At 58.8% G+C, this 13321-nt stretch carries 12 protein-coding genes; 8 read left to right on the top strand and 4 right to left on the bottom strand.

From position 1 onward, the window contains the following. The first annotated feature begins 56 nt into the window (after positions 1–56). Genes VIJ98_RS23735 through VIJ98_RS23725 form a run of 3 tightly spaced genes read left to right on the top strand, consistent with a single transcriptional unit; the run spans position 57 to position 2676 of the window. Positions 57–1355 (top strand): SLC13 family permease, encoded by a 1299-nt coding sequence (locus tag VIJ98_RS23735; RefSeq protein WP_323271703.1) that lies wholly within the window; start codon positions 57–59, stop codon positions 1353–1355. A gap of 21 nt (positions 1356–1376) precedes the next feature. Next, positions 1377–2234 carry an AraC family transcriptional regulator gene (locus VIJ98_RS23730; protein ID WP_323271702.1) on the top strand — a complete coding sequence of 286 codons (858 nt, stop codon included), beginning with the start codon at positions 1377–1379 and terminating at the stop codon, positions 2232–2234. 34 nt (positions 2235–2268) lie between these two features. After that, positions 2269–2676: a DUF2000 family protein gene (locus tag VIJ98_RS23725; protein WP_061719118.1), complete on the top strand. Its 408-nt coding sequence runs from the start codon at positions 2269–2271 to the stop codon at positions 2674–2676. A 13-nt stretch (positions 2677–2689) separates the two neighbouring features. Here VIJ98_RS23725 and VIJ98_RS23720 read toward each other — a convergent pair whose 3' ends face one another. Together VIJ98_RS23720 and VIJ98_RS23715 are read right to left on the bottom strand one after the other, a co-directional pair. Continuing rightward, positions 2690–4018 carry an amidase gene (locus VIJ98_RS23720; RefSeq protein WP_323271701.1) on the bottom strand — a complete coding sequence of 443 codons (1329 nt, stop codon included), beginning with the start codon at positions 4016–4018 and terminating at the stop codon, positions 2690–2692. A 4-nt stretch (positions 4019–4022) separates the two neighbouring features. After that, complete coding sequence (locus tag VIJ98_RS23715; RefSeq protein WP_323271700.1) at positions 4023–4844, bottom strand: MBL fold metallo-hydrolase; 822 nt, start codon at positions 4842–4844, stop codon at positions 4023–4025. A gap of 81 nt (positions 4845–4925) precedes the next feature. Between VIJ98_RS23715 and VIJ98_RS23710 the strand changes: the two genes are divergently transcribed. Continuing rightward, positions 4926–5849, top strand: coding sequence for a LysR family transcriptional regulator (locus tag VIJ98_RS23710; RefSeq protein ID WP_323271699.1), 924 nt, complete (start codon positions 4926–4928; stop codon positions 5847–5849). A 76-nt stretch (positions 5850–5925) separates the two neighbouring features. On the opposite strand, the gene VIJ98_RS23705 is transcribed toward VIJ98_RS23710, so the two are convergent. Beyond that, complete coding sequence (locus VIJ98_RS23705; protein ID WP_323271698.1) at positions 5926–6606, bottom strand: SDR family NAD(P)-dependent oxidoreductase; 681 nt, start codon at positions 6604–6606, stop codon at positions 5926–5928. 132 nt (positions 6607–6738) lie between these two features. Between VIJ98_RS23705 and VIJ98_RS23700 the strand changes: the two genes are divergently transcribed. Then, positions 6739–7674 carry a LysR family transcriptional regulator gene (locus VIJ98_RS23700; RefSeq protein ID WP_323271697.1) on the top strand — a complete coding sequence of 312 codons (936 nt, stop codon included), beginning with the start codon at positions 6739–6741 and terminating at the stop codon, positions 7672–7674. On the opposite strand, the gene VIJ98_RS23695 is transcribed toward VIJ98_RS23700, so the two are convergent. After that, positions 7632–8666: a LacI family DNA-binding transcriptional regulator gene (locus VIJ98_RS23695; RefSeq protein ID WP_008109401.1), complete on the bottom strand. Its 1035-nt coding sequence runs from the start codon at positions 8664–8666 to the stop codon at positions 7632–7634. The two genes, VIJ98_RS23700 and VIJ98_RS23695, sit on opposite strands and share 43 nt — an antisense overlap. A 217-nt stretch (positions 8667–8883) precedes the next feature. Between VIJ98_RS23695 and VIJ98_RS23690 the strand changes: the two genes are divergently transcribed. The 3 genes from VIJ98_RS23690 (at position 8884) to VIJ98_RS23680 (ending at position 13320) form a co-directional block, all read left to right on the top strand. After that, the gene (locus tag VIJ98_RS23690) at positions 8884–9912 is read left to right on the top strand and encodes an ABC transporter substrate-binding protein (RefSeq protein WP_323271696.1); all 1029 of its coding nucleotides are present in this window, start codon (positions 8884–8886) and stop codon (positions 9910–9912) included. Between the two features lie 127 nt (positions 9913–10039). Beyond that, a complete protein-coding gene (locus VIJ98_RS23685) occupies positions 10040–12262 on the top strand; it encodes an iron ABC transporter permease (RefSeq protein WP_154157529.1) in 2223 nt (740 codons plus the stop codon). Continuing rightward, positions 12259–13320 carry an ABC transporter ATP-binding protein gene (locus tag VIJ98_RS23680; protein ID WP_008109395.1) on the top strand — a complete coding sequence of 354 codons (1062 nt, stop codon included), beginning with the start codon at positions 12259–12261 and terminating at the stop codon, positions 13318–13320. The genes VIJ98_RS23685 and VIJ98_RS23680 overlap by 4 nt, the downstream gene beginning before the upstream one ends. The last annotated feature ends 1 nt before the right edge of the window (position 13321 follow it).

Below are 13321 nucleotides of genomic sequence, written 5' to 3'. Positions count from 1 at the left end.
ACATTTTTCGTAGGGTCGCCATTTATGGCGACCTGAAATAGAAAGGGAGTTCACCAATGACCGCAGATCTCAACTTCTGGCTCACCGCGCTGGTGGTCGGCATTACCATTTTGCTGTGGGCCAGCGCGCGTTTGCCAGAATACGTCACCGCACTGCTGTTTTTCGCGGCGGCGATGTTGCTACAGCTAGCCCCCGCCAGCAGCGTATTCAGCGGCTTTGCCTCGTCGGCGTTTTGGCTGGTGCTGAGCGGTTTTGTGCTGGGCGCGGCGATCCGCAAAGTCGGCCTGGCGCAGCGCTGGGCCAACTGGCTGGTGGTGCCGCTCAGCCAGAGCTGGCCGCGCATGATTGCAGGCACCGTGCTGCTGACTTATCTGCTGGCGTTTGTCATGCCCTCAAATATGGGACGCATTGCGCTGCTGATGCCGGTGGTGCTGGCGATGGGCGAACGCGCGGGAATCAAAGCGGGCAGCCGTGGCAGTATTGGCCTGGCGCTGGCGGTGGGATTTGGCACTTTCCAGCTATCGGCCAGCATTTTGCCCGCCAATGTGCCGAACCTGGTGCTGAGCGGCGCGGCGGAAAGCGCGTATCAGCTACATCTGCAATGGTTGCCGTGGTGGTTGCTGCACATGCCGGTGGTGGGTATCGCTAAGGGATTGTTATTGATAGGTTGCCTGCTATTTCTGTTTCGAGCTCAGCCCAAAGCGGTGCTACAGCGCGATACCTTAAGCGCGCTCAGCAGCAGCGAATGGCGCTTGATCGGCCTGCTGGCGATCACCTTGCTGCTGTGGATGACCGACAGCGTGCACGGCTTACCGGCTGCATGGGTAGGATTGGCGGCAGCCTGCATCTGTTTGCTGCCGCGCATGGGTTTTATCTCCAGCGATGACTTCGCCAGCGGGGTGAATTTCCGCACCTGCATCTACATTGCCGGGATTCTTGGCGTCGCCACGCTGGTGGTGGATTCCGGTCTGGGACGGATGATCTCCAACGCACTGCTGAACGTATTGCCTCTGCACGCAAACCCATCCTTCAGCAATTTCGCGGTACTCAATGCGCTGGTGTCGTTGCTGAATTTTGTGCTCACCGCCAACGGCGTACCGGCGATGGTGACGCCGATGGCGCAAGAGCTGGCGAACGCGTCCGGCTTTCCGCTGCTCACCGTAATCATGTTGCAAGTGTTTGCCTACGCCACGCCGCTGCTGCCGTATCAGGCATCGCCGGTGGTGGTGGCGATGGGACTCGGCAATGTTCCGGCGAAGGCCGGTTTGCAGCTGTGCGCACTGATTTTTCTGCTTAGCGTGCTGTTGCTGTTACCGCTGGATTATCTGTGGTTTCGGCTGCTAGGCTATGCCTGATATCTCTGCCTGAGAATGCTTATGCCAGCCAAAAACGATTGGGTTGATTTTCGTCGTGACGATGAAACCGGGATTGAAAGCGTCAACGCGCATTTTCGCGGACACGCATACGATCCGCACGATCACGACGAACTGCTGGTGGGCGTGACGCAGCAAGGTTTACAACGCTTCAACTGCCACCGTTCGCTACACACCAGCACGCCGGGTCGGGCGATTTTGATTGAGCCGGGCGCGGTACACGATGGACACGCGCCGGACGCTGAGGGATTCACCTACGTGATGCTCTATTTGCCGCAGAGTTGGGTGGCGGAAATGATGCAGCGGCGCGGATTGGGCGATGTGTCGAATATCGAAGGCGCTTTCCGCCACACGCTGACCGACGATGCGCTGTTAGCCAGCGCCATTCAGCAAGCCTGGTTTGCGGTGCATCAGGGCGAAGGGCGGCTGGCGCGCGATCAAAGTCTCGATCACTTGCTTACCATGCTGTCGCGCCATCTGGATACCAAACCCAGCGTGCAGCACAGCGAAGCGATGCGTCAGATGCAGCTGCTGCGCGACTATCTGCACGATTTTATGGTGCAGGATATTGGACTGGATGAGCTTTCGCGCCTTTCCGGCATCGATCGTTTCCGCCTGACGCGCCAGTTCAAACAGGCGTTTGGCCAATCGCCGCATGCCTATCTGGTACGGTTACGCTTACGCAGCGCGCGCATCTTGCTGGCACAGGGCATTGAGCCGGTAAACGTTGCAGCGCAGGTGGGATTTGCCGATCAAAGCCATCTAGGCCGCTGGTTCCAGCGCGCCTATCGCATGACGCCCGCCGCTTATCAACGTCAGTGCACAAACGTTCTATACGCTTCCCCGTCCGCTCTTAGATGATGAGGTTTTCGTTGTCATTGGAGAGTTGTTGCAGATGTTTGATACCAAAATCGCCCTGATCGTACGTGATGATTTAGCTACCTGGCAGCGCCTGAATGTGGTGGCGTTTCTTGCCACCGGCGTGGCGTCCGCCGCACCCGAGATGATGGGCGAGCCCTATGTTGATGCCAAAGCGCGTCACTACGGCAACATGGCGGGCCAGCCGATGCTGGTGTTTGCCGGTGATTTAGCCGGTTTACAGCGCGCGCATCGTCAGGGATTAGAGCGTGAGTTAACCATTATTCCTTACGTCGAAGCGATGTTCTCCACCGGCCACGACGCGGCGAACCGCGAAGTGTTTATGGCGGAGGATGCCGATAATTTGAATCTGGTCGGCATTGCGTTGCGCGGCCCGAAGAAGGCAGTAGATAAGGCGATTAAGGGATTGGCGTTGCACGGGTAAGAAGGGTGCGCATTTATGCGCACCTGAATTTATCCGCCACACTCAGCAACAAATCTTCCCGCCCACGCAGCGCCAGCAGCTCGAGACCAATCGGCAAACCTTCGGCGCTGAATCCCGCCGGAATGCTGATCGCCGGCGCGCCGGTCACCGCTGAAATTAGCGCGTTGCTGCCTTCCTGCATCTCGCCGTGCTTAACCGGCGCACGGCGCACCACTGGATAAGCCAGCAGATTGATCTGCTGCGCGGCGAAAAACTCTGCCAGCTGCAGATACAGATCTCGCTGACGCTGTTGCACTTGCTGATAACCTTCACTCTCCACGCCCGGATGCTGCGCCCGCGTGGTAAACACCGTTTCCAGCTGTGGATGGTAGCGCTTTGACGCCACCACTTCCGCCAGCGTGCGGCTCTGCGCCTGCGGTTTATCCGCCAGATACGCCGCAAGCGCACCGGCAAATTCGTAGCCGATGATATTGGCGTCAGCCGCCAATGTCTCCAGCTGCGGATAACTCACCTCACGCGGCGCGAAATCCGCCAGCGCCGCGCGTACCGTCTGATTAATCTCGTCTTCATCGGCAGCAAAACCTTCCAGCCAGATGCCGATACGCAGTGGCTCATCGCTCTCGGCAAACTGTTGCCCGCTCAAAATCTCAGAGGCTAAACGCAGATCCGCCGCCGAACGCGCCAGCGGGCCGGGAATATCCTGGGTTGGCGACAGCGGCACGATGCCGTCGGTGCTGATGGCGCCGCGCGTCATGCGCAGTCCGAACAATGCGTTAAAGGCCGCCGGAATGCGCACCGATCCGGCGGTATCGCTGCCGATCGCCAGCGGCACATAACCGGCCGCGACCGCTACGGCGGAACCGCTGCTCGATCCGCCGGGCGAGCGGCCTTCAACCCACGCATTGTGGGTAAAACCGCTCAACGATGACGCGCCGGTAATGCCTGCCGCCAGCTCATGCATGGCGGTTTTGCCGATCAGAATCGCGCCTGCCTTTCTCAGCCGGCTAACCAGCGGCGCATCATCGCTGGCGATAACCTCACGCAGCAGCACCGAACCGGCGCTGGTCGGCCAGCCTTGCACTTCAATATTGTCTTTGATCAGCACCGGAATCCCTTCCAGACGTCCCGCCACTTCTCCGCGCTGACGACGCGCATCGCTGGCGTCCGCCGCCGCTAACGCCTGATCGGCAAACAGCCAGGTTATGGCGTTGTAGCGCGGTTGATCCACCTCGGCAATGCGTTGCAGCGCGAACGTCGTTAACTGGCGAGCGCTCACCGTGCGCTGGGTAAGCGCCTGCTGTAAATCGTTAATCGAAGCGGTGAGATAATCAGCGTATTGCATCAGGTTAATCCTCCAGCGGAATCCATTGCCCGTCGCGCGTGACGCGTCCGCACGAGTTGCCATTAAAGTGGGTGCTGAACCAGATTGCCTGATGTTGTGCGCACCAGTCCACCACGCGTTGCCTTGAAGTAGCCGCCAGCGCTTTATCCTCGCAAAACAGTGAGTTCCAGTGTGGATACTGAAACTGAATGGCATTGTGCATCACGTCACCGGCAAAGATGGCCGATTCACCGGCGCTTTCTAACACGATCGATGCATGATCGCCGCAGTGACCCGGCGTGGAGAGATAGCGCAGCACGCCAGCAAACAGCGGGGAATCCTGCACGTTGATAGTCTCCAGCTGTCCGCTCGCGATCAGCGGCAGAATGCTATCGCGATAGAGTTCCTGCGCCGCTGGATTCTGCTGGCAATGCGCCAGTTCCCGCGCCGAGCAGATATAGCGCGCATTCGGGAACATCGGTTGCCATTCACCGTCTTGTTGATGGGTGTTCCAGCCAACGTGATCGGTATGAATATGTGTCATCAGCACCAGCGTCACGGCCGCCGGGTCAACGCCCGCGCGCGCCAGGTTTTCGGCATACGGCGTATTCAGCTGATGAAACAGCGGTTTGTTATCGCGGTTGCGGCCGTTGCCGGTGGCGGTATCGATGATGATGGTATGTTGGCCGGTGCGCACCACCCAGCTGTGAATCGACATTTCAGCAGGTTGATTGGCTATTTCATCACTCATTTCCGCGCGATGCGGCGTAAACAGCACGCCCAGCGGGAAGGCAGCGGTTTGTTCGCTCACTTTGGTAATCCGGCAATCGCCGACGCGAATCGTCATGGGGTGCTCCTTATTGCCTGGTTGCAGCGAAGAAGCCTCACTATACTGGCGGTAAGCTCATTATTTAAATCGATTAAAATCATGCAATGCATCAACGAAAATGATTTTGCACGCATCGACCTGAATTTGCTGGTGGTGTTGCTGGTGATGTACGAGGTGCGCAGCGTCACGCTGGCGGCAAATCGGCTTTATCTTGGGCAACCGGCGGTGAGCGCGGCGTTGAAGCGTCTGCGTGAGATGTTTGACGATCCGCTGTTTGTCCGTGCCTCGAATGGGATGACGCCAACGCCGCGCGCCGAACAGTTGGTGCAGCAGTTCGCGCCGCTGATGCAGGATCTGCATCGCGTGATCTTCACGCAGCAGCCCTTTACCGCGGCAGAAGATAGCTACAGTTTTCGCATTGGCATGAGCGATTGGCTGGAAAATTGGCTGATGCCGGATTTGCTGGCAGAACTGGCGCGCGTGGCGCCGAAGGTTGATGTGAAAGTCATTGCCACCGATCCGTGGCAGGCGATTCCGCTGATGGAGCAGCAGCAGGCCGATGTGGTGATGACGGTCGGCAACGAAACCAGCCGCGATCTTACGCGTGAGAAGATCCTGCGTGCGGGTTTCAGCACGGTTTGGCACCGTGAGCAGATTCAACTCGATGCGCCTCTGACGCTGCAGCAGTTTGTTAGTTACGATCACGCGCTGGTGTCGTATCGCGGCGTAAGTGAAAGCGCGCTGGATCGGCAGTTGCAACAGCATGGAATGGCGCGGCGCGTGCGTTATGTGACGCCGAATTTCTCCGCGCTGCCGATGCTGCTGAAGCGTCTTCCGCTGTTCGCTACGGTGCCGCAGGGTTTGGTGTCATCCTGGTGCGCGTTATATGACCTGAGCGCCGCGCCCGTGCCGGTCAGCATGCCGGATTATGAAGTGTCGCTGCTGTGGCATAACGCGCGCAGCGAAGATGCCGCCAACCGCTGGCTGCGGGATGTGTTGCGTGGGTTGATAAGGTCGCCATGAATGGCGACCCTACGACAGGACGGCGGGAATTCCGTAGGGTCGCCATTTATGGCGACCGTTATGCCGACCTGCTCGTTTACCACGGCACCACGCGCCCTAAATAATCCAGATAATGAATCCCGCGCCGTCCGGCGTAACTTTCCATGGTATTCAGCAGATTCGGGATGCTCTCCTCAATGGTCAGGCGCGCTTCCGGCCCGCCCATATCGGTGCGCACCCAGCCGGGCGCCATCAGCAATAATGTGCGCTCGCCGCCACTGCGCGCGGCAAAACTGCGCATAAACATATTCAGCGCCGCTTTGCTGCCGCGATACACCTCGTAATTACCGTTGGTGTTGTTGGTCAAACTGCCCTGGCCGGATGACATCACGGCGATGGTGCCGCTTGGCGTCACACAATCTTTGAAGGTCTCAATCACCCGCAGCGGGCTCAGCGCGTTGGTCACCATCACGCGAGTAAACTCACTGGTTGAGACATCGGCGATGGTTTCGCGGTCGTCATTTTTCACTCCCGCGTTAACGAACAGCATATCGAACTGGCGATCCGCCAGCCGCGTATGCAGCGCCTTGACCTGTTCGGGTTCATTGATATCCACGCTTTCTACCCTGAGCTGTGCGGGGAAGCGATCGGCCAGTTGCTGTAAATTTCCTGTCGAGTTTTCACGCCCGGTGGCGACCACCTGATAACCGCGCTGCAGCATGGTTTCCGCCAGCGCTAAACCCAGTCCACGCGATGCGCCAATCAGTAAAATGTTCATATTGTTCTCCTCGGTGTTTGCTATGGATAGAGTGTAGCGCCGGTTGATGGCAGGCGGAACGCGCAGCATTGACAGTATTAACCTGCACCAAACGCCTTGTCTCGATGCGTCGAATCGGCGAGGATAACCCGCATGAATGATGCCGATCTCAACCTGTTAATTGCTTTGGATGCGCTGCTGATTGAAGGCAGCGTGATTGGCGCTGCGCGTCGCTTAGGCTTAAGCGAATCGGCGATGAGCCGCACACTTGGACGCTTACGCGCCACCACCGGCGATGCGCTGTTAGTGCGCGCCGGACGCAACATGGTGCTGACACCTTATGCCGAAGCGATCCGCGAGCGCACGCATCACACGGTGCGCGAGGCGCGCGCGGTGTTAAGCCCAACGGCGCAGTCGCTGGATTTGCGTCAGTTGGATCGCTGCTTCACCCTGCGCACCAATGAGGGATTCGTCGAAGCCTTTGGCAGCGCGCTGATCGCTGCCGTGGCTGAACAAGCGCCGCACGCGTGGCTCAGTTTTGTGCCCAAGCCAGAGAAAAGCGCGCGCGATTTGCGTGAAGGCAATATCGATCTGGAGATTGGCGTGTTGGGCAATATGGGCCCGGAAATTCGGTTGCAGGCGCTGTTTCGCGATGGCTTTGTTGGCGTGGTGCGCGCCGGACATCCGCTCACGCAGCAGCTGGATATCGCCCAGTTCGCCGCCTATGGTCATATTGTGGCGTCACGTCGCGGTGAGCTGGGTGGGCCGATTCATGATGCGCTGCAGCAGGCCGGATTGACACGCAAGGTCGCGGCGCTGGTGCCGGCATTTTCCAGCGCGGTGGCGCTGGCGCAGGAATCGGATCTGGTCGCCTTAGTGCCGCGTTCGCTGTTTATGCATCATCCGCTGATCAAAAACAGCAACACCTTAGCGATGTTTGAACTGCCGTTCGCCACGCCGGAAATGACCGTGTCACAGCTATGGCATCCGCGACTGGAAAACGATGCCGCGCATCGTTGGCTGCGCGGCGTGGTAAAGCACGTTTGTCAGCCGCCGCGTACCGAACCGCGCCACACCACATCGGCCTGATACAGCAGGCTATCGTGCTGCTGTTCACCTTGCGGCGTGAAGCCGGTTTCATCCTGCTCGGTTTGTATCAGCCACTTCACCGCATCCTGCGCGAACTGCTCAACCGGCTGGGAAAAGGTTGTGAGATTGTAGGAGGACCAGCCGGCCTGCGCGATGTTGTCGTAACCGATCAAACAAAGATCTTCCGGAACGCGCAGGGCAAAGCGGTGGCGCGCTTCATCCATAAACCCGCAGGCCACCAAATCGGTGACGCAAAACACGCCGTCCGGCCGCTGATGACGCGTTAGCAAGCGGTGCGCCAGAATTTGGCCACTTTCATACGATGTGGTGCCAAAGCGTTCCACCGTCACGCTTAATCCCGCACGTTCCGCAGTCGCGACAAAGGTGTCTTCACGTTTTTTCAGGCTCGGCGTGCCCGCCAGCGAATTGGCAAATGCCAGATGCTGGCAACCGGCGCGCTGAAACGCCATCACCGCGGTTTGCGCGGCGCTCTCCGCATCGAGATTAATACTGAGCGAACCTGGCAGCGCTTCATCGCGGTTGATCAAAATGATGCGCTGGCCGTGCTTATAACACTGGCGCGTGATGGTGCGATCCGGCATGCCGGAGAGAATGATCGAGGCATCGGCGCGGAAATTAATCGCCTGCTGCAGCGCCGCTGAAACGCTGTTGTCCGAGCGATCGGTGTTGATCAGCATCGCCACTTTGCCTGCTTCCTGCAGAAACTGCGTCAGCCAGCGCACCAAACTGGCGCGATAGGGCGTGGCAATTTCCGAGACGATCAGGCAGACAATACTGCTGCGATTGCTTACCAGACCACGCGCCAGATGATTGACGTGATAACCCAACTCTTCCGCCGCCTTCATCACCCGTTCACGCGTTGCCGGTGACACGCTGGCGCCCGGCGTAAACGCGCGCGACACCGCCGAGCGCGAAACGCCCGCGCGTTCAGCGACATCCTGCGCACTGACCACCGCTTTCTCATGCTGCATGCTCAACACCTCTTCACAATCTGGCTGCCACTGAGTCTGCCTCAGATTGCAAAGCTGTGCAAACCGCTTTAGATCTCATTTGTTGCATTTTTGTGACATCGACTAACAATTGCGCAGCGTGGTGTTTGACAGGACATTTCTTGTTCATTACTACTTTGCACACACGTGCAAGAAAAGGTGCCAATGAAGCACTAACCCTACAATCCAGGAGAACACTATGCGAGTCACCTCAATGGCCATCGCGCTATCCCTCTGTTGCACTGCACTGCCGTTTGCCGCCTCGGCGGCGGGAAATTTGAATATGGTTTGCTCCGCCGATGTGGTGGTGTGCGAGTACATGACCAACATCTTCAGCAAGGCGCATCCGGATATCAAAGTCAGCATGGTGCGCCTCTCGGCGGGCGAAGCCTATGCACGGCTGCGCAGCGAAGCACGTAATCCGCGCACCGATATCTGGTGGGCGGGCACCGGCGATCCACATATGCAGGCGGCGGAAGAGGGACTGACGCAGCCGTACAAATCGCCACTGCTCGATCAGCAACAGGATTGGGCGCAGAAGCAGGCGGAAAACTCTAATTACCGCACGGTGGGCATTTACGCCGGCGCGCTCGGTTGGGGTTACAACACCAAACTGCTGGAGTCGAAAAAGCTGAAAGAGCCGAAATGCTGGGCCGATCTGCTGGACCCAAGCTTCAAAGGCGAAATTCAGATCGCCAACCCGAACTCGTCGGGTACCGCCTACAACACGCTGGCAACGCTGGTGCAGATCATGGGTGAAGATAAAGCTTTTGATTACCTGAAAAAACTCAACGCCAATATTTCGCAGTACACCAAATCGGGATCCGCGCCGGTGAAATCCGCAGCGCGCGGCGAAACCACCGTCGGCATCGTGTTTATGCACGATGCGGTGGCGATGGAAGTGGACGGTTTCCCGATCAAGACCGTCGCGCCGTGTGAAGGCACCGGCTATGAGATTGGCTCGATGTCGATTGTCAAAGGGGCGCGCAACCTCGCCAACGCTAAAGTCTGGTACGACTGGGCGCTGAGCGCCGAAGCGCAATCGCATATGAAAGAGGCCAAATCCTTCCAGCTGCCGTCGAACCGTAACGCGGAAATTTCGCAGTACGCGCCGCGTTTCGAGAACATCAAATTGATCGATTACGACTTCAAAACTTACGGCGATTCGGCCAAACGTAATGCGTTGCTGGGACGTTGGGATAAAGAGATCGGTGCCAGCGCGCAGTGAGATTGGTGCGGTTTGTGGGACGGTCGTCATAAATGACGACCCTACAAAACCTGGTAAAACCCCGTAGGGCCGCCATTCATGGCGACCTGGTTAAGCACCGCACAAAAACCCGAATTCGAGGTATGTGATGAATGCAAATAATCGCCGTCTGACAGGCGCGCTGATCATCGGCGCAGTAGCGTTACTGCTGCTACCGTGGTTCAGCCTGGAAGCCGGTTTCTTCAGCAGCGGCTGGTTAACCAGCCTGTGGAGCGACAGCGCCAACGCGCCCGCGCTGTGGCAAGTGGGCGACCATCCGTGGCTGCTTATCGCCATCGCACTGTTCGTGCTGTGCGCCGGTTGCGGCATCCTACCTGCGCAGGCGCGCAGCCGTTTGCTGCTGCTGTTCAGCGCGCTTGGCGTGCTGTTTCTGGTGATTGAAGGTCACGCCATTGGCTACAGCGGCTGGAGCTGGCTGTGGCTGGAAAATCGCTTCGGCGCGCTCGCATCGGGCCAACCGGCGATGGGCGCGGGTGCGCTGCTGTTGCTGACCACTTTCCTGCTGCTGTTTTCCTTCGCACTAGCCGAACGCGGCGTGATGAAAGGCGACGCCTTTGTGGTGGCGTCGTTGGTGCTGCTTACGGCGCTGGTCAGCATCTTCGTACTCTATCCGGTCCTCAGCATGTTTGTGGTGTCGGTGCAGGACGTGGACGGCAGCTTCAAGCCGGATGGCTTAATCAGCAACATTCAGGACCCGTCGATCTGGAGCCTGTCCTGTTTGTCGGGCGGCACCTGCGGCACCGCGTGGCGCACATTGTGGCTGGCGCTGATGACCGCCGCCGGCTCAACGCTGCTCGGCTTGGCGTTTGCATTAGCCGCCACGCGCACGCCGCTGCCGTTCAAGAAAGCGCTGCGCATGCTGACCATTCTGCCGATCATCACGCCACCGTTTGTGATTGGTCTGGCGCTGATCCTGCTGTTTGGCCGCTCCGGCGTGGTCACCGAACATCTGGCGGCGCTGTTTGGCATCGAACCGGGCCGCTGGCTGTATGGCTTAACCGGCATCTGGATCGCGCAGGTTTTATCGTTCACGCCGATTGCGTTTCTGGTGCTGATTGGCGTGGTGGAAGGCGTCAGTCCGTCGCTGGAAGAGGCGTCACAAACGCTGCGCGCCAATCGCTGGCGCACCTTCACGCGCGTCTCGCTGCCGCTGATGGCGCCGGGTTTAGCCAACGCTTTTCTGATTAGTTTTATCGAAAGCATGGCCGATTTCGGTAACCCGATGGTGCTGGGCGGCAGCCACGGCGTGCTCTCCACTGAGATCTTCTTCTCGGTTGTTGGCGCGCAGAACGATCCGAGCCGCGCAGCGGTGCTGGCGATGATTCTGCTGTGCTTCACGCTGACGGCCTTTGTGCTGCAGCGCTGGTGGCTCGGCGGTAAAAACTTCGCCACCGTCACCGGTAAAGGCGACGGCGGCAAACATGTGCAGCTGCCGCGCGCGCTGCGCTTTGGTGTGTACGGCATGGTGATTCCGTGGGGCCTGTTCACGCTGGTGATCTACGGCATGATTGTGGTCGGCGGCTTTGTACAGTCGTGGGGATTGAATGATGCGCTGACCATCGAGCATTACGTGCGCGCCTTTGGCGTCAGCTTCAGCGATGGGCATCTGCTGTGGAGCGGCGTGGCGTGGAACTCGTTCTGGACTACGCTGGAGATCGCGCTAATTGCCGCACCGCTGACGGCGATTGTCGGCCTGCTCACCGCATGGCTGATTGTGCGTCAGAAGTTCGCCGGTCGTCAGACCTTCGAGTTTTTGCTGATGCTGAGCTTCGCCATTCCCGGCACGGTGATCGGCGTGAGTTATGTGATGGCGTATAACCTGCCGCCGCTGGAGATCACCGGTACCGCGATGATCCTCGTCGCCTGCTTTGTGTTCCGCAACATGCCGGTTGGCGTGCGCGGCGGCATCGCGGCGATGAGTCAGCTGGATAAAAGTCTTGATGAAGCTTCATTAACACTCGGCGCTAACAGCTTCCGCACGCTGCGCAAAGTGGTGCTGCCGCTGCTGAAACCGGCGATCAGCGCCGCGCTGGTCTACGCCTTCGTACGCGCCATCACCTCGATCAGTGCGGTGATCTTCCTCGTGAGCGCGCAATACAACATGGCAACCTCTTACATCGTCGGGCTGGTGGAAAACGGCGAATACGGTGTGGCGATTGCTTACTCAACCGTCTTGATTGTGGTGATGCTAGCGATCATCGGCATGTTCCAGTGGCTGGTGGGCGAACGGCGCCTGCGCCGCGTGGCTCGTCCGGTCGATATGGCAATTCCGCCAGCTTCAACGTCCTTAACGCAGGAGAGAGCCGTATGACACGCGTAACCGCTGGATCTGTGGTGTTTGAACACGTTTCGAAACGCTTTGCCGGTTTTGATGCGATTCCCGATCTCTCGCTGACGGTGGAGCCCGGCACGCTGGTGACGCTGCTGGGTCCATCCGGCTGCGGCAAAACCACCACGCTGCGGCTGCTGGCCGGGCTGGAGCATCCCACCGCTGGCCGTATTTTGATTGGCGGCAAAGATGTCACCAACTTGCCCGCTAACGAGCGCGACGTGGCGATGGTGTTTCAGTCTTACGCGCTGTTCCCGCACATGAGCGCGCTCGACAACATCATGTATGGCTTGCAGTCGTCGGGCATGAATAAACGTGAAGCGCAGGACCGCGCGCGTGAAGGATTGAAGCTGGTGGGCCTCGAACATCAGGGCCAGCGATTGCCATCCGAGCTCTCCGGCGGGCAGCAACAGCGCATTGCCGTGGCGCGCGCGCTGGTGCTGGAACCGCAGGTGCTGCTGCTGGATGAGCCGCTCTCCAATCTTGATGAGCGTTTGCGTCGCCGAGTGCGTACCGATATCCGCGACTTACAACAGCGGCTCGGCTTCACGGCAGTGTACGTCACGCACGATCAGGAAGAGGCGCTAGCGGTCTCCGATAAGATTATTGTCATGAAAGAGGGTGATATTGCCCAGCAGGGCGCGCCGGAAAGTCTCTATCACGCGCCGAACTCGGTGTTTATCGCCGATTTTATGGGTGAGGCCAATATTCTGCCGTGCGAAGTGGAGCAGCTTGATGGCAGCGAAGCGCTGGTGCGACTCGGCAGCCAGCGCTACCGCGTGCGCGGCAACGGCCTGAAAACCGGCGCAGCACAGCTGTCTGTGCGACCGCAGTTTATTACGCTGCGCGGTGAAGGCGCGGGCGCACTGCGCGGCGAAGTGACTCACAGCACGTGGCTCGGCGACCATATCGAATATGAAGTCGCAACTGAATTGGGTTCGCTGTTTATTGTCGATGCCGAAATGGAGCAGCAGCTGCCGCTGGCATCGAACGTCGCGATTGATTTTAAACCTCAGGGTTTGGCCCTGATTGCCGGTTAAT

It is taken from the genome of Pantoea sp. S18, assembly GCF_045689705.1.
GTDB lineage: Bacteria > Pseudomonadota > Gammaproteobacteria > Enterobacterales > Enterobacteriaceae > Pantoea > Pantoea symbiotica.
Note: the sequence above shows the minus strand (reverse complement) of the source record. Positions and strands in the feature narration are given on the sequence as shown.

Coding starts and splice junctions, on each gene's coding strand:
- VIJ98_RS23735 (WP_323271703.1), top strand. CDS start 57: ATGACCGCAGATCTCAACTTCTGGCTCACCGCGCTGGTGGTCGGCATT.
- VIJ98_RS23730 (WP_323271702.1), top strand. CDS start 1,377: ATGCCAGCCAAAAACGATTGGGTTGATTTTCGTCGTGACGATGAAACC.
- VIJ98_RS23725 (WP_061719118.1), top strand. CDS start 2,269: ATGTTTGATACCAAAATCGCCCTGATCGTACGTGATGATTTAGCTACC.
- VIJ98_RS23720 (WP_323271701.1), bottom strand. CDS start 4,018: ATGCAATACGCTGATTATCTCACCGCTTCGATTAACGATTTACAGCAG.
- VIJ98_RS23715 (WP_323271700.1), bottom strand. CDS start 4,844: ATGACGATTCGCGTCGGCGATTGCCGGATTACCAAAGTGAGCGAACAA.
- VIJ98_RS23710 (WP_323271699.1), top strand. CDS start 4,926: ATGCAATGCATCAACGAAAATGATTTTGCACGCATCGACCTGAATTTG.
- VIJ98_RS23705 (WP_323271698.1), bottom strand. CDS start 6,606: ATGAACATTTTACTGATTGGCGCATCGCGTGGACTGGGTTTAGCGCTG.
- VIJ98_RS23700 (WP_323271697.1), top strand. CDS start 6,739: ATGAATGATGCCGATCTCAACCTGTTAATTGCTTTGGATGCGCTGCTG.
- VIJ98_RS23695 (WP_008109401.1), bottom strand. CDS start 8,666: ATGCAGCATGAGAAAGCGGTGGTCAGTGCGCAGGATGTCGCTGAACGC.
- VIJ98_RS23690 (WP_323271696.1), top strand. CDS start 8,884: ATGCGAGTCACCTCAATGGCCATCGCGCTATCCCTCTGTTGCACTGCA.
- VIJ98_RS23685 (WP_154157529.1), top strand. CDS start 10,040: ATGAATGCAAATAATCGCCGTCTGACAGGCGCGCTGATCATCGGCGCA.
- VIJ98_RS23680 (WP_008109395.1), top strand. CDS start 12,259: ATGACACGCGTAACCGCTGGATCTGTGGTGTTTGAACACGTTTCGAAA.